General features: G+C 72.1%; 20 protein-coding genes and 2 pseudogenes. 13 read left to right on the forward strand and 9 right to left on the reverse strand.

What is annotated here, in order from left to right:
- Positions 1 to 65 precede the first annotated feature (65 nt).
- A complete protein-coding gene (locus tag ACFZDA_RS23855) occupies positions 66 to 800 on the forward strand; it encodes a VWA domain-containing protein (RefSeq protein WP_391085024.1) in 735 nt (244 codons plus the stop codon).
- 123 nt (positions 801 to 923) lie between these two features.
- Positions 924 to 2,582 carry a cytochrome b N-terminal domain-containing protein gene (locus ACFZDA_RS23860; protein ID WP_391085027.1) on the forward strand — a complete coding sequence of 553 codons (1,659 nt, stop codon included), beginning with the start codon at positions 924 to 926 and terminating at the stop codon, positions 2,580 to 2,582.
- On the opposite strand, the pseudogene ACFZDA_RS23865 reads toward ACFZDA_RS23860, so the two are convergent.
- From ACFZDA_RS23865 to ACFZDA_RS23875, 3 genes and pseudogenes are all read right to left on the reverse strand, one after another.
- Positions 2,554 to 3,147: pseudogene (locus ACFZDA_RS23865) on the reverse strand (acyl-CoA dehydrogenase family protein); the annotation flags it as partial. The gene ACFZDA_RS23860 and the pseudogene ACFZDA_RS23865 sit on opposite strands and share 29 nt — an antisense overlap.
- Positions 3,148 to 3,501: 354 nt before the next feature.
- Positions 3,502 to 3,870: pseudogene (locus ACFZDA_RS23870) on the reverse strand (acyl-CoA dehydrogenase family protein); the annotation flags it as partial.
- A complete protein-coding gene (locus ACFZDA_RS23875) occupies positions 3,870 to 5,009 on the reverse strand; it encodes an acyl-CoA dehydrogenase family protein (RefSeq protein WP_391085029.1) in 1,140 nt (379 codons plus the stop codon). The gene ACFZDA_RS23875 and the pseudogene ACFZDA_RS23870, both read right to left, overlap by 1 nt.
- Before the next feature lie 67 nt (positions 5,010 to 5,076).
- Here ACFZDA_RS23875 and ACFZDA_RS23880 point away from each other — a divergent pair, with 67 nt between their 5' ends.
- From ACFZDA_RS23880 to ACFZDA_RS23890, 3 genes are read left to right on the forward strand one after another with little or no spacing between them, the layout of a single operon-like run.
- Positions 5,077 to 5,859: an SDR family oxidoreductase gene (locus ACFZDA_RS23880; protein WP_391085032.1), complete on the forward strand. Its 783-nt coding sequence runs from the start codon at positions 5,077 to 5,079 to the stop codon at positions 5,857 to 5,859.
- A 13-nt stretch (positions 5,860 to 5,872) separates the two neighbouring features.
- Positions 5,873 to 6,505, forward strand: coding sequence for a TetR family transcriptional regulator (locus ACFZDA_RS23885; RefSeq protein WP_391085035.1), 633 nt, complete (start codon positions 5,873 to 5,875; stop codon positions 6,503 to 6,505).
- 23 nt (positions 6,506 to 6,528) lie between these two features.
- A complete protein-coding gene (locus ACFZDA_RS23890; protein WP_391085038.1) occupies positions 6,529 to 7,686 on the forward strand; it encodes an acetyl-CoA C-acetyltransferase in 1,158 nt (385 codons plus the stop codon).
- On the opposite strand, the gene ACFZDA_RS23895 is transcribed toward ACFZDA_RS23890, so the two are convergent.
- From ACFZDA_RS23895 to ACFZDA_RS23910, 4 genes are read right to left on the reverse strand one after another with little or no spacing between them, the layout of a single operon-like run.
- Positions 7,670 to 8,719: a nitronate monooxygenase gene (locus tag ACFZDA_RS23895; protein WP_391085722.1), complete on the reverse strand. Its 1,050-nt coding sequence runs from the start codon at positions 8,717 to 8,719 to the stop codon at positions 7,670 to 7,672. The genes ACFZDA_RS23890 and ACFZDA_RS23895 overlap by 17 nt on opposite strands.
- Entirely contained in the window at positions 8,719 to 9,438 is a 720-nt protein-coding gene (locus ACFZDA_RS23900) for a CoA-transferase (protein ID WP_391085041.1), read from the reverse strand. The genes ACFZDA_RS23895 and ACFZDA_RS23900 overlap by 1 nt, the downstream gene beginning before the upstream one ends.
- Positions 9,435 to 10,271 carry a CoA-transferase gene (locus ACFZDA_RS23905; protein ID WP_391085044.1) on the reverse strand — a complete coding sequence of 279 codons (837 nt, stop codon included), beginning with the start codon at positions 10,269 to 10,271 and terminating at the stop codon, positions 9,435 to 9,437. Before ACFZDA_RS23905 ends, ACFZDA_RS23900 begins: the two co-directional genes overlap by 4 nt.
- On the reverse strand, positions 10,268 to 11,047 hold the full coding sequence (locus ACFZDA_RS23910) for an enoyl-CoA hydratase family protein (protein WP_391085051.1): 780 nt from the start codon (positions 11,045 to 11,047) through the stop codon (positions 10,268 to 10,270). Before ACFZDA_RS23910 ends, ACFZDA_RS23905 begins: the two co-directional genes overlap by 4 nt.
- A 55-nt stretch (positions 11,048 to 11,102) precedes the next feature.
- Between ACFZDA_RS23910 and ACFZDA_RS23915 the strand changes: the two genes are divergently transcribed.
- The gene (locus ACFZDA_RS23915; RefSeq protein WP_391085054.1) at positions 11,103 to 11,849 is read left to right on the forward strand and encodes an SDR family oxidoreductase; all 747 of its coding nucleotides are present in this window, start codon (positions 11,103 to 11,105) and stop codon (positions 11,847 to 11,849) included.
- Positions 11,850 to 11,869: 20 nt separating this feature from the next.
- Positions 11,870 to 12,793 (forward strand): SDR family oxidoreductase, encoded by a 924-nt coding sequence (locus ACFZDA_RS23920; protein WP_391085057.1) that lies wholly within the window; start codon positions 11,870 to 11,872, stop codon positions 12,791 to 12,793.
- A gap of 31 nt (positions 12,794 to 12,824) precedes the next feature.
- Here the strand turns inward: ACFZDA_RS23920 and ACFZDA_RS23925 are convergent, their stop codons facing one another.
- Positions 12,825 to 13,712 carry a hypothetical protein gene (locus ACFZDA_RS23925; protein ID WP_391085060.1) on the reverse strand — a complete coding sequence of 296 codons (888 nt, stop codon included), beginning with the start codon at positions 13,710 to 13,712 and terminating at the stop codon, positions 12,825 to 12,827.
- 269 nt (positions 13,713 to 13,981) lie between these two features.
- On the opposite strand from ACFZDA_RS23925, the gene ACFZDA_RS23930 reads away from it, so the two are divergent.
- The 6 genes from ACFZDA_RS23930 (at position 13,982) to ACFZDA_RS23955 (ending at position 21,519) form a co-directional block, all read left to right on the forward strand.
- The gene (locus ACFZDA_RS23930) at positions 13,982 to 14,332 is read left to right on the forward strand and encodes a chorismate mutase (RefSeq protein WP_391085063.1); all 351 of its coding nucleotides are present in this window, start codon (positions 13,982 to 13,984) and stop codon (positions 14,330 to 14,332) included.
- A 142-nt stretch (positions 14,333 to 14,474) separates the two neighbouring features.
- Complete coding sequence (locus ACFZDA_RS23935; RefSeq protein ID WP_391085066.1) at positions 14,475 to 15,026, forward strand: response regulator; 552 nt, start codon at positions 14,475 to 14,477, stop codon at positions 15,024 to 15,026.
- A gap of 67 nt (positions 15,027 to 15,093) precedes the next feature.
- Positions 15,094 to 17,589: an aminopeptidase N gene (gene pepN, locus ACFZDA_RS23940; RefSeq protein ID WP_391085068.1), complete on the forward strand. Its 2,496-nt coding sequence runs from the start codon at positions 15,094 to 15,096 to the stop codon at positions 17,587 to 17,589.
- Positions 17,590 to 17,702: 113 nt separating this feature from the next.
- Positions 17,703 to 18,536 (forward strand): NAD(P)H-binding protein, encoded by an 834-nt coding sequence (locus ACFZDA_RS23945; RefSeq protein WP_391085071.1) that lies wholly within the window; start codon positions 17,703 to 17,705, stop codon positions 18,534 to 18,536.
- Between the two features lie 107 nt (positions 18,537 to 18,643).
- Entirely contained in the window at positions 18,644 to 20,050 is a 1,407-nt protein-coding gene (locus tag ACFZDA_RS23950; protein WP_391085074.1) for an aminotransferase class V-fold PLP-dependent enzyme, read from the forward strand.
- A complete protein-coding gene (locus tag ACFZDA_RS23955; RefSeq protein WP_391085077.1) occupies positions 20,047 to 21,519 on the forward strand; it encodes a SidA/IucD/PvdA family monooxygenase in 1,473 nt (490 codons plus the stop codon). Before ACFZDA_RS23950 ends, ACFZDA_RS23955 begins: the two co-directional genes overlap by 4 nt.
- 10 nt (positions 21,520 to 21,529) lie before the next feature.
- On the opposite strand, the gene ACFZDA_RS23960 is transcribed toward ACFZDA_RS23955, so the two are convergent.
- On the reverse strand, positions 21,530 to 23,326 hold the full coding sequence (locus ACFZDA_RS23960) for a 5'-nucleotidase C-terminal domain-containing protein (RefSeq protein WP_391085080.1): 1,797 nt from the start codon (positions 23,324 to 23,326) through the stop codon (positions 21,530 to 21,532).
- Positions 23,327 to 23,486: the final 160 nt, after the last annotated feature.

Consider the following 23,486-nt stretch of genomic DNA (forward strand, 5'->3'; position numbering starts at 1 on the left):
CGGGGTGCCGTACTCTCGGGACCCGTCCCGGTGATCGGCAGCCGGTGACCGAGGGGGGAGAGCGGATGGCCGCGATCAGTCTCAGCAAGGTGGAAGAGACCGCGCCCGCGCTGGTCAGCCTGTACAAGAGCGCCGGGGTGTCGCTCCGTAAGCACGGCCTCGACGGGCTGCGGGCCGCGGTGTATCTCGTTCTCGACCACTCCGGCTCGATGAGGCCCTACTACAAGGACGGCAGCGTGCAGGCGCTGGCCGACCGGGTGCTCGGGCTGTCGGCGCACCTCGACGACGACGGCACCGTGCCGGTGGTGTTCTTCTCCACCGGCATCGACGCCGAGACAGAGATCGCCCTGGCCGACCACCAGGGGCGCATCGACCGGATCGTGGCGGGACTCGGGCACATGGGCAGGACCAGCTACCACCTGGCGATGGACGCCGTCATCGACCACTACCTCGACAGCGGGGCGACCGAGCCGGCCCTCGTGGTGTTCCAGACCGACGGCGGACCCACCGGTAAGCTCGCCGCGGAACGGTATCTGTGCAAGGCGGCGAAGCTGCCGCTGTTCTGGCAGTTCATCGGCTTCGGCGACCCGGGCAGCAAGCAGTTCGACTTCCTGCGCGGGCTCGACGAGCTGGCCGTGCCGGGCAAGCGGGTCGTCGACAACGCCGGGTTCTTCCTCGCGGGCGAGGACCCGCGAAGGGTCTCGGACGCCGAGCTGTACGACCGGCTGGTGGGCGAGTTCCCGCAGTGGCTCGCGGCCGCCAGGGCGCAGGGGATCGTGCCGGATCCCGGCAGCCGCTGAGCCGCCGGCTCGCTCCCCCGGGGCCATCCGACCCGCCCCTTGGCCCAACCGCCCATACGCCCCGTTTGCGTGGCCGCGGCGCCGTGCCACGCTGGGAAGGATCCCACGGGGAGGCGACGACGTATGGGCGACGACGGCGCGCGACGGGTATACGGGACGGCTTCCGCTCGCCGGAGCCCTCCGGCCGGCAAGGGCGAGAAGCTCGCCGACTGGGCGGACGGGCGGCTCGGGCTCTACGCGCTGGCCAGGGCCAACATGCGCAAGGTCTTCCCGGACCACTGGTCCTTCATGCTGGGCGAGGTCACCCTCTACAGCTTCATCGTCCTGATCCTCACCGGCGTCTACCTCACCCTGTTCTTCGAACCGAGCATGCAGGAGGTCGCCTACCACGGGTCCTACACACAGCTCAACGGCGTGCTCATGTCCAAGGCGTTCGAGTCCACGCTGGACATCAGCTTCGACGTGCGCGGCGGGCTGCTGATCCGGCAGATCCACCACTGGGCCGCACTGGTGTTCATCACGGGCATGCTGGTGCACATGATGCGGGTGTTCTTCACCGGCGCCTTCCGCAAGCCCCGCGAGCTCAACTGGCTCTTCGGCTGGACCCTGCTGATGCTCGGCATCATCACCGGCCTGACCGGCTACTCCCTCCCCGACGACCTGCTGTCCGGCACCGGCATCCGCTTCGCACAGGGCGCGATCCTGTCGGTCCCGATCGTCGGGACGTACCTGTCGTTCTTCCTCTTCGGCGGGGAGTTCCCGGGCGAGGACATCATCTCGCGGCTGTACCCCGTCCACATCCTGCTGCTGCCCGGGATCATGCTGGGTCTGGTGACCGCCCATCTGATCCTGGTCTTCTACCACAAGCACACCCAGTTCCCGGGCCCCGGACGCAAGGAGCGGTCGGTCGTCGGGATGCCCTTCCTGCCGGTCTACATGGCCAAGGCGGGCGGCTTCTTCTTCCTCGTCTTCGGTGTCCTGGCGGTCATGGGCGGCATCGCCCAGATCAACCCCGTGTGGGCCTTCGGCCCCTACCGCCCCGACCTCGTCACCACCGGCGCCCAGCCCGACTGGTACCTCGGGTTCTCGGAGGGGCTGATCCGGGTGATGCCGGGATGGGAGATCAACCTCTGGGGCCACACACTCGTCCTCGGGGTGTTCATCCCCTTCTCGCTCTTCCCGCTGATCCTGCTCGCCATCGGCCTCTATCCCTTCATCGAGGCGTGGATCACCGGCGACAGACGCGAGCACCACATCCTGGACCGGCCGCGCAACGCGCCCGTGCGCACCGGCCTGGGCGTGGCCTGGCTGACCCTGTACGCGGTGCTGCTGATCGGCGGCGGCAACGACATCGTGGCCACGCATCTGCATCTGTCCATCAACGTGATCACCTGGTTCGTGCGGATCGGCGTCTTCGTGCTGCCGGCCGCCGCCTTCATGGTCACGAAGAAGATCTGTATGGGCCTGCAGCGCCGCGACCGCGCCAAGGTGCTGCACGGCAGGGAGACCGGCACCATCAGACGGCTGCCGAACGGCGAGTTCATCGAGGTGCACGAGCCCCTGACGCAGGCGGAGCTGTTCACCCTCACCCAGCACGAGCAGCATCCGCCGTACGAGATGGGGCCCCTGGTCGACGCGGGCGGCGTCCGCCGCAAGGTCAAGCGGTCCGAGCGGCTGCGTGCCCGGCTCGCGAAGGCGATGTTCGGGCCGGACACGCGGATCGAGAAGCCGACGGTGGAGGAGTTCCGGCAGATCACCGGCGGCGATCACCGGCCGCACTGACGACCAGGGCCCGGCAGGCGTGGGGATCGCCCCAGGCGGTGCGCAGGGCCCGGGCCTTGGTCAGCCACAGCGACAGGCCGTACTCCGCCGTGTAGCCGATCGCGCCGTGCAGGTGCAGCGCCGTGCGGGCGGTGCCGTACGCCGCCTCGCACGCGGCGGCCTTGGCGGCGGCGACCTCGGCCGGCCGCATGGTGAGGGCGGCTCCGAACACCAGCGGGCGCGCGAACTCCAGGGCGATCTTCGCGTCGGCCAGCCGGTGCTTGACCGCCTGGAACGACCCGACGGGCACCCCGAACTGGCAACGCCGCTTCACCTGGGCGACGGTCTGGTCGAGGAGCGCGAGGCCCAAGCCCAGCGCCTGGGCGGCCGTGGCGAGACGGGCCCAGGCGAGGGCGTGTTCCGTGAGGGGCCCAGGGAGGAGGAGTTCGCCGCCGGGGGCGAGGGGCGTGAGGCGGCGGGCCGGATCGAGGGAGGGGCGGACGGGGCCGTGGCCGGGTGAGAGACGGATGCCGTCGGGCGAGCAGGACAGACGGAGCCCGGCGACGTCACCGTCGAGGGCGTACGACGTGCCGATCTCCGCCTCCTGGCTCTCCGCCGTCGCGGTCGTCGCCGTTGCGCTCCCCGCCGTCGTGCTCCCCGCCTTCTGGGTCCCCGGCTTCGCGCCCTCCGCCTTCGCGCTCTCCGTCTTCGCGCTCTCCGTCTTCGCGGTCGTCGCCTTCTCGGTCTCCGCCGTCGCGCTCTCCGCCGTCGCGCTCTCCGGCTTCGCGGTCGTCGCCGTCGCGCTCTCCGGCTTCGCGGTCGTCGCCGTCGCGCTCTCCGGCTTCGCGGTCGTCGCCGTCGCGCTCTCCGTCTTCGCGGTCGTCGCCTTCTGGGTCTCCGCTTGCCGGCTCTCCGCCTTCCCGATCCCCGGCATCGCGACCCCCACCGTCGCGATCGTCCCGCCCGATGCCAGCGCCGGCAGCAGCCGCTCGGCCGTGCCCGGGTTCGCGCCGCTGAGGAGCACCGCCGCCGTCACTGTCTCGGCCAAGGGCCCCGGTACCGCGTGGCGGCCCAGTTCGACGAAGGCGACGGCCAGCTCGACCGGGCGCGGCCCCAGGCCGCCTTGGTAGGCCTCCGGAACCGCCAGAGCGAACACACCGGCCTGCGCGACACGGGACCACAGCGCCCGCCCGCTCGCATGGTCGCCCCGGCTCCAGTCCCGTACCACCGCCGGGGTGTCCGCCGCCGTCAGCAGGGCGTCCAGCGAGGCGGCGAAGGCGCGCTGCTCCGCGTCGAGGAGGAAACGCATCAGCGGCGTCCCTTCGGCAGTCCGAGCAGGCGCTCGGCGATGATGTCGCGCTGGATCTCGTTCGTCCCGGCGTAGAGGGGACCGGCCAGGGAGAAGACGTAGCGCTCGGCCCAGTCCGTGTCGGCGAACTCGCCCTCCTCGCCCAGGAGGTCGAGGGCCGTCTCGTGCAGCGCGATGTCGTACTCCGACCAGAAGACCTTGTTCAGACTGGACTCGGGGCCGATCGACGCGCCGTCCAGGAAGCGGGAGGCGGCGGCGTACGCGAACAGCTGGTAGGCGCGGGCGCCGATCAGGGCGTCGGCCACGCGCTCCCGGGCGCTCTCCGGGCTGCCCTGTGCCCGCCAGAGCCGGTGGAGCCGGTCGGCGGCGGCGAGGAAGCGGCCGGGGGAGCGCAGCATCAGCCCCCGCTCGTTGCCCGCCGTCGACATCGCGATCCGCCAGCCCTGGCCGGGCTCGCCGATCACGTCCTCGTCGGGCACGAACACCTCGTCCAGGAACAGCTCGGCGAAGGCCGGCTTCCCGTCGAGGCGGGCGATGGGGCGGACGGTCACAGCGGGGGCGCGCAGACCGAACATCACGTACGTCAGGCCCTGGTGGGGTTTCGGCGCGTCCGGGTCGCTGCGGAACAGGCCGAAGGCGCGGTCCGCGAAGGCGGCCCGGGACGACCAGGTCTTCTGTCCCGTCAGCAGCCAGCCGCCGTCGGTGCGCACGGCCTTCGAACGCAGGGACGCCAGGTCCGAGCCCGCCTCCGGCTCCGACCAGGCCTGGGCCCAGATCACCTCACCGGTGGCCATGGAGGGCAGCACCCGGGCTCTCTGCTCCCGCGTGCCGTGCTCGAAGAGCGTCGGGGCGAGCAGATGGATGCCGTTCTGGCCGACTCTGCCGGGCGCGCCCGCCGCGTAGTACTCCTCCTCGAACAGCAGCCACTGGACCAGCGTGGCGTCCCGGCCGCCGTACTCCCTCGGCCAGTTCACCACCGACCAGCCGTCCGCGGCCAGCTCGGCCTCCCAGGCGCGGTGAGCGGCGAAGCCCTCCTCGGTCTCCAGGGAGGGGAGCGGCCCGGACGGCACGTGAGCGCGCAGCCAGGCGCGGGCCTCGGCGCGGAACGCCTCGTCGGCGGGGGAGTGGGTGAGGTCCACGACCGGCGTCCTCCTTCCCTCACCAACGGTCTTCCCTAACAAGTGTTTGGTAGGTTAGCGTGCTGCCATGACAAACGTCGAGGCGCCGGCCAGGGTTCCCGGACACGGTCTGCTCGACGGGCGCACGGCCGTCATCACCGCGGCGGCGGGCGCGGGGATCGGCGGGGCGACCGCACGCCGTTTCCTGGAGGAAGGCGCCCGCGTGCTGATCAGCGACGCGCACCCGCGGCGACTGAAGGAGCACGAGGCGCGGCTGTCCCGGGAGTTCGAGGGGGCGGTGGCGTCCGCCGTGTGCGATGTCACCGACGAGTCGCAGGTGCGGGCGCTGTTCGACACCGCCGTCCGGGAGCACGGCCGGCTCGACGTGGTCGTCAACAACGCGGGCCTCGGCGGGACCGCGCCCCTCGTCGACATGACCGACGAGCAGTGGTCGAAGGTCCTCGACGTGACCTTGAACGGCACCTTCAGATGCACCCGGGCCGCCCTGCGCCGGATGCGCGGCACAGGCGGCGTGATCGTCAACAACGCCTCCGTCGTCGGCTGGCGCGCCCAGGCCGGACAGGCGCACTACGCGGCCGCGAAAGCGGGCGTGATGGCGCTGACCCGGTGCGCCGCCGTCGAGGCCGCAGCGTACGGGGTCCGGGTCAACGCGGTGTCGCCGAGCCTCGCCATACATCCCCACCTCGCGAAGGTGACGACCCCCGAACTGCTGGAGGAACTGACGGCCCGCGAGGCCTTCGGGCGCTGCGCCGAGCCCTGGGAGGTGGCCAACGTGATCGTGTTCCTGGCGTCGGAGTACTCCTCGTACATGACGGGCGAGGTCGTCTCCGTCAGCAGCCAGCATCCCTAGGACAATGGACAGCGTGCCGACCAAGAAGAAGCCCCGGGTGACCGCCGCGACAGCCGAGCCCCCCGCCGCCCCGGACCGCCGCAGCGAACTCCTCGGCACCGCCGCCGAGGTCTTCGCCGAGCAGGGCTACAACGCGACCACCGTCCGCAAGATCGCGGACCACGCGGGAATGCTCGCGGGCAGCCTCTACTACCACTTCGACTCCAAGGAGTCGATGCTGGAGGAGATCCTGCGCACCTTCCTCGACGAGCTCTGGGACGGCTACGACACCGTCCTGGGCGCCGGGCTCGGCCCGCGCGAGACGCTCGAGGCCCTGGTCACCGAGTCGTTCCGGGAGATCGACCGGCATCGCGCGGCCGTCGCGATCTACCAGAAGGAGAGCAAGCAGCTCGTGGCGCAGGAGCGGTTCGCGTTCCTCGCCGCATCGCAGCGCAGGTTCGAGAAGGCGTGGCTGTCCACTCTGGAGCGCGGCGTCGCCGAGCGGGCCTTCCGGGCCGACCTCGACGTCCGGCTCACCTACCGGTTCGTGCGCGACACGGTGTGGGTGGCCGCGTCCTGGTACCGGCCGGGCGGCCAGCACAGCCCGGAGGAGATCGCCCGGCAGTACCTGTCGATGGTGCTGGACGGGATCGCCGTACGCGAATAGCCCTTATCTGTGAGGGAGTTGCCATGGCCGAGGCCTACATCGTCGAAGCGGTCCGCACGCCCGTCGGGCGGCGCGGGGGAGGGCTGAGCGCGGTCCACCCGGCCGACCTCGGCGCGCATGCGCTGAAGGAGCTGATGAACCGCTCGGGCGTGGATCCGGCCGCCGTGGAGGACGTCGTCCTCGGCTGTCTGGACGCCGTGGGGCCGCAGGCCGGGGACATCGCGCGGACCTGCTGGCTGGCGGCCGGGCTGCCCGAGGAGGTGCCGGGCGTGACCGTCGACCGGCAGTGCGGTTCCTCGCAGCAGGCCGTGCACTTCGCGGCGCAGGCCGTGCTGTCCGGCACCCAGGACCTGGTGGTCGCCGGCGGTGTGCAGAACATGTCGATGATCCCCATCGCCTTCGCCACCCGGCAGGCCGCCGAGCCGCTGGGGCTGACCGAGGGCCCGTTCGCGGGCAGTGCGGGCTGGCGGGCGCGGTACGGGGACAAGCCCGTCAACCAGTTCGCGGGCGCCGAGATGATCGCCGCGAAGTGGGGGATCAGCAGGCGCGACCAGGAGGAGTTCGCCCTGCGCTCCCACCGGCGGGCGGTGCGGGCGATCGACGAGGGCCGCTTCGACCGGGAGACCGTGCCGTACGGGGACGTCACCGCCGACGAGGGCCCGCGCCGGGACACCACCCTGGAGAAGATGGCCGGACTGCGGCCGGTCCTCGACGGCGGCACGATCACCGCCGCCTGCTCCTCGCAGGTCTCCGACGGGGCGGCGGCGATGCTGCTGGCCTCCGAGCGGGCCGTGCGCGACCACGGGCTCACCCCCCGGGCGCGCGTGCACCACCTCTCGGTGCGCGGCGAGGACCCGATCCGGATGCTCACCGCCCCGATCCCGGCCACCGCCCACGCCCTGAAGAAGACCGGCCTGACCATCGGCGACATCGACCTCGTCGAGATCAACGAGGCCTTCGCCCCCGTCGTCCTGGCCTGGCTGAAGGAGACCGGCGCGGACCCGGAGAAGGTCAACGTCAACGGCGGCGCCATCGCCCTGGGCCATCCCCTCGGCGCGACCGGCGTGAAGCTGATGACGACCCTGCTGCACGAACTGGAGCGCACCGGCGGCCGGTTCGGCCTGCAGACCATGTGCGAGGGCGGTGGACAGGCCAATGTGACGATCATCGAGAGGCTGTGAGCCGCCGCCGCGTCTCCTCGGCCTCCTCCATGATCCGCTCCACCAGCTCCGCACACGAGGGCAGGTCGTCGATCACCCCGGCGACCTGCCCGGAGGCCATCACCCCCAGATCCGTACGGCCGTCCACCATGGACGCCCTGAGCAGCATCGGCGTGTTCGCGGCGAGCAGCACCTGGCTCCAGGTCAGGTCCTTGCCGTGCCGGAGGGCGAGGCCGTCGCGGACCATGCGGCGCCAGGTGAGGCCGGACAGCCGCCGGAAGCCCGACGCCCGGCGCGTCGCGTGGAACAGGGCTCGCACGCGGCCCGAGCGCTCCAGGGCGTCCACCAGGTCCGTGCGCAGCATGCGGTGCGGAAGCCCGTCCACCGCCCGGGTGAGCGTCACGTCCCGCACCGTCGCCGCGAGATACCGGGCCTTCACCGCCTCCGGCACCGTCGAGTCCGAGGTGAGCAGGAACCGCGTGCCCATGGCGACGCCCGCCGCCCCGTAGGCCAGCGCCGCGACCAGTCCCCGCCCGTCGAAGAACCCGCCCGCCGCCACGACCGGTAGGTCCACGGCGTCGACGACCTGCGGCAGCAGCACCGTCGTGGCCACCTCGCCGGTGTGCCCACCGCCCTCCGTGCCCTGCACGAGCACCGCGTCCGCGCCCCACGCCGCGACCTTCTCGGCGTGCCGCCGGGCCCCCACGGTCGGCATGACGACCACACCGGCCTCCTTGAGCTCGCCGATCAGCTCCCGGGAGGGGGCCAGGGCGAAGGAGGCGACCCGGACGCCCTCCTCGATCAGGATCCGGACCCGGTCACCGGCGTCCGCCGCGTCGGCGCGCAGGTTCACCCCGAACGGCGCGTCGGTACGGGCCCGGACCTCCCGGACGGCCGCACGCAACCGGTCGGGCGTCATCGTCGCGGAGGCCAGGATGCCCAGCGCCCCCGCGTTCGCCGTGGCGGAGACCAGACGCGGCCCCGCCACCCAGCCCATCCCGGTCTGCACCAGGGGATGGCGGACCCCGGTCAGCCGGGTGAGCGCGGTCTCCATCACGCGGCGACCTCCCGGGTCCGCGTGCCGGCCGGGTCGACGACCTCGCGGATCAGCCGGAGTTCCTCGGCGGTCGGCTCGCGGGTCGGCGGCACCTCGTCGGGGACGGCCGGCTCGAAGCCCGTCGCCTGACGGACCTCCGCCACCGTGACTCCCGGGTGCAGCGAGGCCAGCCGCATCGAGCGGTCGGGCGTGTCGAAGTCGAAGACACCCAGGTCGGAGACGACCCGCCGGATGTGGTGGTGACGCGCCCCGGCCGCACGGTCGTACCCGACGCCGCAGACCATGTCGACCCGCTCGACGAAGACCCGCCGGGAGTGCCGGGGAATCCAGTAACTGGTCGGATGGTTGAGGGTGTTGACCGGTGCGCCGCGCACCCCGAGCAGCTGCCGCCGGGGCCGCTCCCAGTCGCCGATGCACGAGATGTTCTGGTTGCCGAACCGGTCGATCTGGCTCGCACCCATCATCACGTGCCGCCGGCCGCCCGTGACCAGGGCCAGATGCTGCCGGTACGGCAGCCAGCCCTCCGTCGTCCCGTCCGGGCGGACCAGCAGCGCCTCGCCGTCGGTCAGCAGCAGGTCGGGCGCGAAGGTGAGCCGGGCCAGCCGGGCGCCGACGGAGGGGATCAGCCCCATGGGGCTCGCGAGCACCTCACCGTCGCCCCGCCAGGCCTCGGCGCACGCGATCACGCAGTACTCGGCGCGGCTGACGCCCGTCATGTGCCCTCCCCGACGGCCGACCGGTAGGCCTGCTCGTCCCCGGCGAGGAAGCGGGCCGCGAACTCGGGCCACGGTGTCGTCGCGTACGTCTTCTGGAACGCCTCGTCCCGGCCGTAGTCGGGCGCGCAGGACGTGAAGTGCGCCCCGCCCCGCGCCTCCACGACACCTGTCACCGTGTGCCGCTTGACCAGCAGGGTCTGCGGCGGTGCCGCCTTCGTCAGCTCGGCCGTGCCGACGATCCGTTCGCAGCTGACGTACGCCGTGTCCGCCGCCTCGCAGAACAGGTCGTCGAAGTACGGGTCCGGGCCCAGGTACTGCCCGTTGCCCAGCCGGTCGGCGCGGTTCACGTGCACCAGGGCCGCGTCGAGCCGCAGGGCGGGCATCGCCACGAACGTCTCCCCGTCCTCGTACGGCGAAGTGACCGTCCGCAGAACGGGGTTGACCCGCATCACGTCCGAGCCGAGACCGGCCCGCACGGGCAGGAACGGCAGCCGGTGCGCCGCCGCGCGCAGGCCCCACAGGAACATCGCCTCGTCGATCTCCGTCAGCGCGAAGGCGCCCCGCTCGCGGGCCGCGCGGTAGTGCGGCTCCAGGGGGATCGAGTCCAGGGTGACGAACGCCGTGACCAGCTTGCGGATCCGCCCGGCGGCGGCCAGCATGCCGACGTCCGGGCCGCCGTACGAGACGATCGTGAGATCGGTGATCCGGGACCGGAGCAGCGCTCTCACCAGGGCCATCGGCTTGCGGCGCGAGCCCCAGCCGCCGATGCCGAGGGTCATGCCGCTGGACAGGCGGGACACGGCCTCGTCGGCCGTCATCGTCTTGTCCCTCACCGAATCGCCTCCTTCCCGGAAGGGCCGGAACTCCCGGAACTCCCGAAGCCGGCCCGCACCCGGTCGCCCACCCCGCTGAGCCCCGCCTCGAAGGTGAAGCCCTGCTCGAAGCGGTAGCTGCGGCGCACGTCGACGGGGTCGATGCCGTTGAGGGCGGCCTTGGCCAGCCGGAGCAGCCGGCCGTCCTTGGCGGCGATCTCCCGGGCCAGTTCCAGAGCGGCGGCGCGCAGTGCGTCGCGCGGGACCACCCGCCACACCGAGCCGTGCGCGTGCAGTTCCGCCGCGCTCGCCGTACGCGCCGTGTAGTACAGCGCCCGCATCAGGTGCTGGGGGACCAGCCGGGCCAGATGCGTGGCCGCGCCCAGCGCTCCCCGGTCCAGCTCGGGCAGCCCGAACACCGCGTCCTCGCTCGCCACGATCGCGTCCGCGTTCCCCACCAGGCCGATGCCGCCGCCCAGGCAGAACCCCTGCACGGCCGCCACGACCGGCACCTCGCACTCGTACACCGCCGCGAAGGCCTGCGCGCAGCCGCTGTTCGCGCCGAGCAGCGCGCGGTGCTCCCGGTCGTCCGCCTGCAACTCCTTGATGTCCACGCCCGCGCTGAACCCCCGCCCCTCGGCCGTCAGCACCACACACCGCACCTCCTGGTCGCGCCCGGCCGCGCGCACCGCGTCGGCCAGGGCGAACCAGCCGGCCACCGGCAGGGCGTTCACCGGCGGGAAGTCGACCGTGACGACGGCTATGCCCTTTTCCCCGCACGAGGTGGAGACACCCATGGCCGCATCAGCTACCTTTCCACCAAACGTTTGTTAGGTGGAAAGGTAGCAGCGGATGGAGCTGGACGGGAAGGTCGCCGTCGTCACGGGCGGGACCCGGGGCGTCGGTGCCGGCATCGCGCGTGCCTTCGTCCAGGCCGGCGCCGAGGTCGTGGTCTGCGCCCGCCGCCCACCGGACGCCCCGGTGCCCGGAACGGAGTTCAGGCCGCTGGACGTCCGGGACGCCGAGGCCGTCCGGCGCCTGTGCGGCGAGCTGCCCCGGCTGGACGTCCTCGTCAACAACGCGGGCGGCAGCCCCCACCGCCCGCTCACCCAGGCCGACGCCGCCCGGCACGCGCGCGTGGTGGAGCTCAACCTCGTGGCTCCGCTGACCGTGTCCCTCGCCGCGTACGAGCACCTGCGGCGGGCCAGGGGCTCGATCGTCATGATCGGCAGCGTCAGCGGAGGCCGCCCCTCCCCGGGCACCGCCGCCTACGGCGCCGCCAAGGCGGGCCTGGAGAACCTCGCCCGCTCGATGGCCGTGGAGTGGGCGCCCGACGTCCGGGTCAACACCCTCGTCGTCGGCATGGTCCGCACCGAACTGTCCCACCTCCACTACGGCGGCCAGGACGGCGTCGCGGCCGTCGCCCGCACCGTCCCGCTCGGCCGTCTCGCCGAGCCGTCCGACGTCGGCCGGGCCGCGGTCTTCCTCGCCTCGGACGCCGCCGCCTACATCAGCGGGGCGAGTCTGCTCGTCCACGGCGGCGGGGAGCGGCCCGCGTTCCTGGACGCCTCGACCGTGAACAAGGAGAAACCCGGATGACCCGGACAAGGAGGCCTCAGGTGAGCGGAATCTGCGACGGCCGGGTCGTCGCCGTCACCGGCGCGGGCCGGGGACTCGGCCGCGCCCACGCCCTCGCGTTCGCCGCCGAGGGCGCGCGGCTCGTCGTCAACGACCTCGGCGTCGGCCTCGACGGCACACCCCGAGCCGACGGGCTGCCCGGCCCCGGCAGCCCGGCCGTCCGCGTCGCCGAGGAGATCCGCGCGGCGGGCGGCGAGGCGGTGCCGCACGGCGGCGACATCGCCACGACCGAGGGCGCCGCCTCCCTGGTCCGGACGGCCCTGGAGACGTACGGCCGGCTCGACACGCTCGTCAACAACGCGGGCTTCCTGCGCGACCGCATGCTGGTCAACCTCGACGAGGACGACTTCGACGCCGTCATCCGCGTCCACCTCAAGGGCCACTTCCTCCCCCTGCGGCACGCCGCCGCGCACTGGCGCTCCGAAGCCAAGGCAGGCCGCCCGCCCGAGGCCCGGATCGTCAACACCAGCAGCGGAGCCGGCTTGCTGGGCTCGGTCGGACAGGGCAACTACAGCGCAGCCAAGGCCGGCATCGTCGCCCTGACCCTGGTCGCGGCGGCCGAACTGCGCCGCTACGGCGTCCAGGTCAACGCGATCGCCCCCGCCGCCCGGACCCGTATGACGGAGCGGACCTTCGCCGAGACCATGGCGGCGCCCGACTCGGGCTTCGACGCGATGGCCCCGGAGAACGTCTCCCCCCTGGTGGTCTGGCTCGGCTCGGCCGCGAGCGCGGGGGTCACGGGCCGGGTCTTCGAGGCGGAGGGCGGCCGGATCACGGTCATGGAGGGCTGGCGCCCCGGCCCGAGCGCGGACAAGGAGGAACGGTGGGCCCCGGCGCAGGCGGGGGAGACGGCGCGCAAACTCCTGGCGGAGGCGGGGGAGCCGGGGAGCGTGTACGGGGCCTAGGCCTACCCGGGGCGCACCGCCGGCACCACACCTACGTGTCGCACTCCAGCACACTCCGGCACAACGCACACCGCGCCCGGACGCGCCCCCGCACCGGCACCCTGATCCGCTGATGACAGGTCGGGCAGGGGAACGACACCCGCAGCCGCCCGCCCCCGTCCGGCGTGAACGAGTACCGCACACCCGGCTGCGGCGGGCCGGTCTGCGCATGCCGCCGGTCGTGCGCGTACCGCCGCCGCCCCGCCCACCCCGCCGCCGTCAGGGGCGGCTGCTGCTCATCGCGCCGGGCCAGCTCCCTGCCCTTCACATACGCCGTGTACGCCTGCGGACTGGTGAACCACACCGACGGGTCCTCCCCGAAGAGCAGCGCGCGCTTGGCCAGCACGTACCCGAACTCCTCCGGCGTGAGATACCCCAGCTTCTGGGACGACGCCCGGTCCTCCCGGTACGCGTCCAGCAGCAGCCAGCCCGCGCCCAGATACGTCGTCGCCGTGTCCGTCAGGATCTCGTTGTCCCGGACACCGGGAAACGACAGGTCGAGGCGGTGCAGATACACATGCATCACCTCGTGCGCCAGCGCCGCCCCGATGTCCCGCCGATGCGTACGGAACCGGTCATTCAGCTCCACGAAGTACTCCGGCCCCGCCGCCAGCTCGACATTCGCCGCGTGCCGCATCTCCCGGAAGCTCACGACCAGCCGGGCGTCCGGCAGCCGGTAGTGCCGCACCAGCTCGTGCGCCACCCGCTGCGCCCCCAGATACAGGTCGTCGGTGTCGCAGAACGCCACGTCGGCGGGGAGCACACTGGTCGCGAACGTCTGGATCGTGTCGTACGACAGCCGCTTGTACAGCGCCGTGATGGCGGCCCGCACCGTCTCCAGATGCGGGTAGCCGTGCTCGACCGGCCCGTCGTTCGCCACGCGTCACCCCCAAGACGCCCCTGAACCCGCTTCCACTGTACGAAAGTGTGACGCCCACAGGGCCGCCGTACCGCCGCGAAAACCGGTCGTCGCCGCCCTTGGCCTCCGGCGGAATCCGGGCCGTGACCGGCGGACAGCGCCCCGTCGCCGTCTCGCTCCGGCGGCTTCCACCCGCGGCTCGGCTCCCGGGAACGGGCCCACGACCGGCCCCCGCCGAGTCGTGAGACGCCCCGCGGCCGCCGGGTGCGCGCCCCTTAGGCTGACCTGCCATGACCACCAGCAACACCGGCACCGGTGACGTCGACCCCGCCGTCGTTACGGAACTCGCCCGCCTGCGCGACAGCATCGACAACATCGACGCGGCCGTCGTCCACATGCTCGCCGAGCGCTTCAAGTGCACCCAGCAGGTCGGCCACCTCAAGGCCCGCCACCAGCTGCCGCCCGCCGACCCGGCCCGCGAGGCCCGCCAGATCGCCCGGCTGCGCGCACTGGCCGAGAACGCCAAACTCGACCCGGCCTTCGCGGAGAAGTTCCTGAACTTCATCGTCGCCGAAGTCATCCGCCACCACGAGCGCATCGCGGACGAGGCACTCAACGGCTCAGCCCACAGCGGCGACTGACCTCTCACGACCACCCCCGGGGGAGTGACACGGCGCCCCGCGCGAGGCATGCTGCGCTGTGCACAGCATGTCAGCTGACGAGTACTGCGCGTCAGTGTCCCGGACTTACTCTGGATCCTCCACGAGGGAGGGGCGTCGGGTCATGCCGTCGGATACCAGGATCCTCATCGTCGACGATCACGAGGACACGCTGTACGCGCTGGAGAGCGCCCTGGCCCCGCTGGGCTACCGGCTCGGCCGGGCCACCAGCGGCGACGAGGCGCTCAAGGAGGTGCTGCGCGGCCAGGTCGGCCTGCTCCTCCTCGACGTGCGCATGCCCGGCGTCAGCGGACTGGAGGTCGTGCGCTACATGCGGCGCGTGGAACAGACCCAGCACATCCCGGTCATCCTGCTCACCGGCTTCGGCCCCGACCAGGAACTCACCACCGCCGCCTTCGGCCTCGGCGTCGCCGACCTCGTCATGAAACCCGTGGACCCCTGGGCCCTGCGCACCAAGGTCCGCTACCTCTACGACGCCCACCAGCACCACCTCGCCCTGGAACGGGAAGTGCGCCGGCTGCGTGCCGTCGTCCGGGAGCACACCGACAGCGCCGCACACACCGAGCGCCCCGCCCTGCCCCACCCCGACGCGCGCGTACCGCCCCAGCGGCCCATGGGGGCGCACGCCGGTGAGCTGGAAAAGGACCGCGCCTAGAGCGGACATCGGTCGCATACCGATCCGCCTCTGTGCCATGCCGGTGCCATCAGGCAGCATGTCCTGCATGTCCGTACTGACGCGCGACGAAGCGCAGACCCGAGCGGGGCTCCTCGACGTCCACCGCTACACCATCGAACTCGACCTGACCACCGGGGACGAGACGTTCGACTCCCGCACTCTGATCAGGTTCGGCGCCCGCGCGGACGGCGACACCTTCGTCGAGGTCAAGCCCGCCGAGCTGCGCTCCGTCACCCTCGACGGACAACCCCTGGACCCGGAAACCCTCGACGGCAACCGGCTGCCCCTGAAGAACCTCACCGCCGGCGAGCACGAACTGCGCGTGCACGCGCACATGCGCTACTCCCGCACCGGCGAGGGCATGCACCGCTTCACCGACCCCACCGACGGCGAGACCTACGTCTACACCCAGCTGTTCATGGAAGACGTCCAGCGCGTCTTCGCCGCCTTCGACCAGCCCGACCTCAAAGCCGTCTTCGAACTGTCCGTCAAGGCCCCGCAGGACTGGACCGTCCTCGCCAACGGCATCACCGAGCACACCGGCGACGGCCTCTGGAAAGCCGCCGCCACCCCACTCATCTCCACCTACCTCGTCGCCGTCGCCGCCGGCCCCTGGCACTCCGTGCACACCGAACACCGCGGCCTGCCCTTCGGCCTGCACTGCCGCCGCTCGCTCGCCCCCTACCTGGACACCGACGCCGACGAACTCCTCGACGTCACCCGCGCCTGCTTCGACCGCTACCACGAGAAGTTCGACGAGCCCTACCCCTTCGACTCCTACGACCAGGCCTTCGTCCCCGAGTTCAACGCCGGCGCCATGGAGAACCCCGGCCTGGTCACCTTCCGCGACGAATTCGTCTACCGCTCCGCCGTCACCGACACCGAACGGCAGACCCGCGCCATGGTCATCGCCCACGAGATGGCCCACATGTGGTTCGGCGACCTCGTCACCCTCAAGTGGTGGGACGACATCTGGCTGAACGAGTCCTTCGCCGAGTACATGGGCTACCAGACCCTCACCGAAGCCACCCGCTTCGACGACACCTGGACCGACTTCGGCGTCAACCGCAAGGCCTGGGGCTACGACGCCGACCAGCGCCCCTCCACCCACCCCGTCGCCCCCGAAGCCGTCGACGACACCGCCTCCGCCCTGCTCAACTTCGACGGCATCTCCTACGCCAAGGGCGCCAGCGCACTGCGCCAGCTGGTCACCTGGCTCGGAGAAAAGGACTTCCTGGCCGGCATCAACACCCACTTCGCCCGCCACAAGTTCGGCAACGCCACCCTCGCCGACTTCATCGACTCCCTCGCCGACGCCACCGAACGCGACGTCCACGCCTGGGCCGACGCCTGGCTGCGCACCACCGGCGTCGACACCCTCACCCCGCGCATCACCCCCGGCGAGAACGGCACCTGCGCCCTCACCGTCGACCGCGCCGGCAGCCGCCCGCACCGCATCGCCGCCGGCCTGTACGACCGGGACCTCGGCGACGACGGCAGGCAACTCGTCCTGCGCACACGCCTCCACCTGGACCTGCCGCAGACCGGCGCCCGCCCCATCGGCAAGCGCCCCGCGCTGCTCCTCCTCAACGACGGCGACCTCAGCTACGCCAAGATCCGCTTCGACCCCGAGTCCTTCGAAACCATCCGCAAGGACCTGTCCGGCCTGCCCGAACCGCTCACCCGCGCGGTCGTCTGGAACGCCCTGCGCGACGCCGTCCGCGACGGCGAACTGGCGCCCGCCGCCTACCTGGAGACCGCCCGGGCCCATCTCCCGCTGGAGACCGACCTCGCCATCGTCCAGGGCGTGCTCGCCTTCGCGTCGACGTACATCACCGACCGCTACGTCACCCCCGAAGAGCGGCCCGCCGCGCTCGCCACGCTCTCCGAGCTGTGCCGCGACCTCATCCGCCGCACCGAGGACGGCGACAACCCCGGGCTGCGCCTGATCGCCGTACGCCACCGCATCGACGTCGCCGCCCACCCGGACACCATCGCCGCCTGGCTCGCCGACGGCACCGTGCCCGGCGGCCCGGAGCTCGACCCCGAGCTGCGCTGGCGCGTCCTGGGCCGGCTCGCCGTCCTCGGCGCCACCGACGAGGCCGCCATCGCCGCCGAACTCGAACGCGACCCCAGCGCCACCGGCCTGGAGGGCGCCACCCGCTGCCGGGCCGCCCTGCCCGACCCGGAGGCCAAGGCCCGCGCCTGGGAGTCGATGTTCGGCTCCGACGACCTGTCCAACTACCTGTTCACCGCCACCGCCCAGGGCTTCTGGCAGCCCGAACAGGCCGACCTGGTCCGCGCGTACGTACCGCGCTACTACACGGACGCGGTCGCCCTCGCCGACCGCCGCGGCCCCGCCATCGCCGAAGCCGCCGGCCGCTGGGCCTTCCCCGCCGACACGGTCGACCCCGCGAACCTCCGCCTCGGCGAGGAGTGCCTGCGCGACGCCGCACCGATCCCGGCGCTGCGCCGCAAACTCGTCGACCAACTCGACGACCTGGCACGGGCGTTGCGCGTCCGCCAGGGCAAGGAGGTCTAGGCCCCGCGACGTAGGCCGCGGCCGGGGCGGCTGGTCCCTTCCGACGATGCGGCGGACCAGCCGCCCTCCATAGCCTCGGGCAGACAAGGACGATCAAACCCGAGGAGCCCTTCGTGATAGCAGTGACCGGCCCCACCGGAAACGTCGGCCGTGCCCTGGTCGAACGCCTCGCCGCCGCCGGACAGCCCGTGCGGGCCCTCACCCGCGACCCGGAGCGCGCCCGCCTGCCCGCGGGCACCGAGACGGTACGGCTCAGCCTCGACGAGCCGGCCGCCCAGTTCGAGGGCGCCACCAAGCTGTTCCTGTACGTCCAGGCCGGCGGCGACCGCACGGCCACCCTCCTGGCGGCGGCCCGTGCCGCCGGAGTGCGTCACGTGGTCCTGCTGTCCTCCGGGATCATCGACTCCGGCGCCGACGAGACCCACCCCATCCACATCATGCACGCCACCGCCGAGCGGCAGGTCCGCGACAGCGGCCTGGCGTGGACCTTCCTGCGCCCCAACGCGTTCGCCGCCAACGCTTTCCAGTGGGCCCGGCAGATCCGCACCGGCGACACCGTCCGCGGAGTCTTCGCCGACGGGCAGACCGCCCCCATCCACGAGGACGACATCGCCGCCGTCGCCGAACGCGCCCTCCTCGACGACGGCCACGAGGGCGAGGCCCACCGCCTCACCGGACCCGAGGCGATCACCAACGCCGAGCAGGTCGCGGCCATCGGCCGGGCCCTCGGCCGCGAGCTGCGCTTCACCGAGATCCCGCCCGACGAGGCGGGCCCCGAACTGTTCCCGCACGTCCCGCCGGACATGCTCCGGGCCCTGCTGGACAGCTTCGCCGCTACGGTCGGCACACCGCCGGAAATCACCGGCACGGTAGGGGAGATCACCGGCCGGCCGGCCCGCCCCTTCGCGGCCTGGGCCGAAGACCACGTGGACGACTTCAAGGGCTGAGACGGGAGAGGTACCTCCATCCGGTTTTCCCGCAGGGAGGTACCTCCATCCGGGTCCGGTCGTTGGGCTTTCCGGGCGCGTCGCCCCCGCTCCCCGGAGGAACGCCCATGAGCACGCCACCCCTCGCCTCAGGTCCCGAAGGCCCGAGCGCCCTGCGGCCGTTGCTCGACACCGTGCTCCAAGCACTCGACGCCGGCGCCCGGGCCCGCGGCGGCCCGCTGCCCGCGGGCGGGCCCGAGGCGGTCGCGGCGCGCCTGCGGGAGGCGGTGGGGGAGGTACTCCCCGACCAGGGCGACCCGCACGCCCCGCGCACCCTGATCCGCGCCTTCGCCGAAGGCGCCGCCGACCCGGCCCACCCCCTGTGCGCCGCCCACCTCCACTGCCCGCCCCTCGCCCTCGCCACAGCGGCCGACCTCGCCGCCTCCGCCCTCAACCCCTCCCTCGACTCCTGGGACCAGGCCCCGGCGGCATCGGAACTGGAGCTGCTGGTGGCGGGGGCACTGGCCACCGAGATCTACGGGCCCGGGCACAACCCGGACACGGCCCCCGACTCCCTCATCACCACCGGCGGCACCGAGTCCAACCAGCTCGCCCTCCTCCTCGCAAGGGAGGCGCACGGCGGATCCGTGCGGCTCGTGTGCGCAGCGAACGCCCACCACTCGCTCCCGCGAGCCGCCTGGCTGCTCGGACTGCCCGACCCCGTCGTCCTGCCCGCCCCGGCCGGCACGCTCCACCCCGCCGCCCTCGACGACGCCCTCTCCCGCCTGCCCGGCCCCCTCCTCGTCGCCGCCACCGCCGGCACCACCGACGCCGGACTCATCGACCCCCTGCCCGAGATCGCCGCCCGCTGCACGGCCCACGGCGCACGGCTGCACATCGACGCCGCCTACGGCGGCGGCCTCCTCTTCAGCGACCACCACCGCACCCGGCTCACCGGGCTCGACGCCGCCGACACCGTCACCCTCGACCTGCACAAACTCGGCTGGCAGCCGGCCGCCGCCGGCCTCCTGGCCGTCAAGGACCACCGCGACCTCACCGCCCTGCGGCACCGCGCCGACTACCTCAACGCCGCCGACGACACCGAGGCCGGCCTGCCGGACCTGCTCGGCCGGTCCCTGCGCACCACCCGCCGCCCCGACGTCCTCAAACTCGCCGTCACCCTCAAGACCCTGGGCCGCGGCGGCCTCGGCGCGCTCGTCGACCAGGTCTGCGCCCGGGCCCGCGAGTTCGCCGCCCTCGTCGACGAGCACCCCGGCCTCGAACTCCACGCCCCGCCCGTCATCAGCACGATCCTGTTCCGGCCCGCCGGCGCCACCGACATCGCCGTGGCCGCCCTGCGCCGAGCGCTCCTCACCGACGGCCGCGCCGTCCTCGGCCGGGCCCGCCTCGACGGCCGGCTCTGGCTCAAGGCCACCCTCCTCAACCCCGCCACCGGGCCCGCCGACCTGGCCGCGCTGCTGCACCTCGTGACAGCACGGCAAGCGACACTCGTGGAAGGACACACCCCCCGATGAACCCCGTGCCGAGTCCCCAGCCGCACGACGAGCCGAACCCCGCCCAGGCCACCCCTTACCCGCACCCGAACCACGAGCCGGACGCCCCCCGCGACCTGGTCGGCATCGGCATCGGCCCGTTCAACCTCTCCCTCGCCGCGCTCGCCCACCCCATCGGCGCGCTCGACACCGCCTTCTACGAACAGCGCCCCGCCTTCGGCTGGCACTCCGGCCTGCTCATCGAAGGCGCCACCATCCAGGTGCCGTTCCTCGCCGACCTGGTGAGCCTCGCCGACCCCACCAGCCCCTGGACCTTCCTCAACTACCTCAGGTCCCGCGAACGGCTGTTCCCCTTCTACTTCGCCGAGCGCTTCCACATCCAGCGCGCCGAATACGACGCCTACTGCCGCTGGGTCTGCGACAACCTCCCCGCACTGCACTTCGGCCACCAGGTCGACGCCGTCCGCTGGAACCCCGAACGCGACGTCTTCGAGGTCGACTTCACCCAGCTCGACCCCGACGGAGAAGCAGAGGCCCTCGGCCGGACCTACACGCGCAACGTCGTCCTCGGCATCGGCACCGAGCCCTACGTCCCCGACCCCCTCAAACCCCTCGTCGAAGCCCCCGGCGTGCCCGTCGTCCACGCCGCCGACTACCTCGACCACCGCGACACGCTCCTCGCCGCCGAACACGTCACCGTCGTGGGCATCGGACAATCCGGCGCCGAGATCTTCCTCGACCTGCTGCGGAGCAGGCCCGCCGGGCGCGAAAAGATCCACTGGCTGGGCCGCACCGAGGCCTTCGCACCGATGGAATACTCCAAACTCGGCCTGGAGCACTTCACCCCCGACCACACCCGCTACTTCCACGCCCTGCCCGAACCCGCCCGCGACCGGCTCATCGCCGGGCAGTGGCAACTGCACCAGGGCATCGACGCCGCCACCATCGCCGCCATCCACGACGAGCTCTACCGCCGCACCCTGCACGGCGGCTGGCCCGACGCCGTCCTCACCCCCGGCGTCCGCGTCCGCACCGCCGGCCGCGTCGCCACGACCAAGGTCGAACTGCACCTGGAGCACGGCTCACAGGACAGCCGCTCCCGCCTCACCACCGACGCCGTCGTCCTCGCCACCGGCTACCGCGAACGCCCCCTCGACCGCATCCTGGCCGGCCTCGACCCCTACATGCGCCGCGACAGCCGGGCACGCCCGCGCATCGACGAGGACTACCGCCTCGTCCTCGACCCGTCCGTCACCGGCACGGTGTACGTCCAGAACGCCGAGACCCACACACACGGCGTCGGCACCCCGGACCTCGGCCTCGCCGCCTGGCGCGCCGCGATCATCCTCAACTCCCTCACCGGCAGGGAGACCTACGCCCTCCCACGCCGCACCGCCTTCACCACCTTCGGCCTCGCACCGCACCGGCAAGTCCCGCCGCCCCGCGAGGCACCGGCACTCACCCCGCTCGTCGACGACCGAAGGCGATGAAAAACGCGGCTCAGAAAACGGGCGTGCCGTTCCTCGTCAGCTTCCAGTCCACCGCCGCGAAGGCAGCCGGATCGATGGACCCCTTCGACTTCACCCAGGCGATCATGGTGTTGCGGATCTCCTCAGAGTTCGACCACACCACCGGGGCGGCGGCCACATGCGGGAAATTGCCGCCGCCGTTGGCCCGGTAGTTGTTCACCGCGAACACGAACCGCGCGTCGTCCGCCAGCGGCTGCCCCTCGAACCGCACGTCCGTCACCCGCGACCCGGCCGGCTTCGCGATGTCGATCTCATACGACAGACCGCTCACCACGTCGTAGTTGTAGTCCGGCGTGCCGTTCGCGTTCGTCAGCTTCGCCGGATCCACCGGGGCGTCCGGCGCCGTCCGCACGTAGTAGTTCGCCGAGAACTCCAGATACGCCTTCATCTGCGCACCCGTCATCAGACGCGCCTCCAGCGTGTTCTCGAAGACGTACAGACCCGCCACGTCCCGGATCGTCACCTCGCCCGCCGGAATCCGGGCCGACCGCGAGAAGCACGCCGCCTGCGACAACACCGGCAGCGCGGCGTGCTCCGTACCCGCCAGCGCCTGCTTCACCGTATCCGCCTGGATGTGATTGATCAGATCGATGATCGGCACGTCCTTGAACGGCGCCTCAGCCGACGTCATCTCCGCCGCGTTCGTGCCGATCACCTGGTTGACGTACGCCACGACCTTCTCGTGCTCGTCCGTGAGCAGCTTCGTGATCTTCGGGTCCTCCTCCACCGTGTTGGAGTTCAGGACCTTCGCGCCCACCTTCTCGACCGTCCAGCAGCCCCTGGCCCACACCAGCTCGAAATCGAACAGCGTCAGCCGCTGACCCCACTTCAGCGGCTCCGACAACACGACCCGCTTGCCGGTCTCCTTGTTGGTGACGAAGTACTCGGGGATCTCCGTGTGCGCGTGCCCCACCAGGATCGCGTCGATCCCCGGCACCTGCTCGGCCACCAGCCCCGCCGCGTTCTCGACGTACGGCAACTGGTCACCGTAGGACGACGTCCCCGACGAACCGCTGTGCGCCGACACGATGACGACGTCCGCACCCATCGACCGCAGCCTCGGCACCCACTTCGCCGCCTGCTCCTCCAGACCCGGGAACGTCATCTTCCCCTGCACGTTCGCCTTATCCCAGATCGCGATCCCCGGATTCGTCAGACCCAGCACCGCCACCTTCACATCCCGCCCGAACGGCGTACGCAGCCGGTGCATGCTGTACGGCGGGAAAGCCGGCCGCAACGTCTTCGCATCCAGCGCGTTCGCACCCAGCAGCGGGAAACGGCACTGCTCCTGGAACTTCCGCAGCACCGGAATGCCGTAGTTGAACTCGTGGTTGCCGAGCGCCGCCGCGTCATAGCCCATGGCGTTCATCGCCTGCGCCATCGGGTGCACCGGCCCGCCCTCGGCCGTGATCGGGTCGACCTTCGCGTAGTAGTACGACAACTGCGTGCCCTGGATCGTGTCGCCCGCGTCGATCAGCAGCGTGTTGCCACGCCCCTTCTCCGCACGGACGCGGTTCACCAGGGTCGAGACCTTGGCCAGTCCGACGTCGTTGTGGTCCTTGTCGTCGAACTCCCCGTCCGTGAAGTAGTCCCAGTTGAAGACGTTGCCGTGCAGGTCCGTCGTCCCCAGCACGGTGAACGCGTACCGCTTGGCGCCGCCCTTCGTCTCGGCCGCCTGCGCACCCGGCGCCCCGACCCCACCGGCCAGCGCCACCCCCGCCCCGGCCACAGCGGACTTCTCCAGGAACTTCCGGCGGTTCAACGGCATATCTGGCACTCCTCGCGGAATCTGTGAACGACGCGCGTAGATAACGCGCGTAGATTCTGACCCGGCCATGACCGAGAGCAACAGCCCCGGCAGGTTGCGATCTGATGACTCGTCCCACCGGCCCCACCCCCTTGGCCAGCCAAGACATGACAGAGTGGGG

The sequence above is a fragment of the Streptomyces sp. NPDC007991 genome, from assembly GCF_042958445.1.
GTDB lineage: Bacteria > Actinomycetota > Actinomycetes > Streptomycetales > Streptomycetaceae > Streptomyces.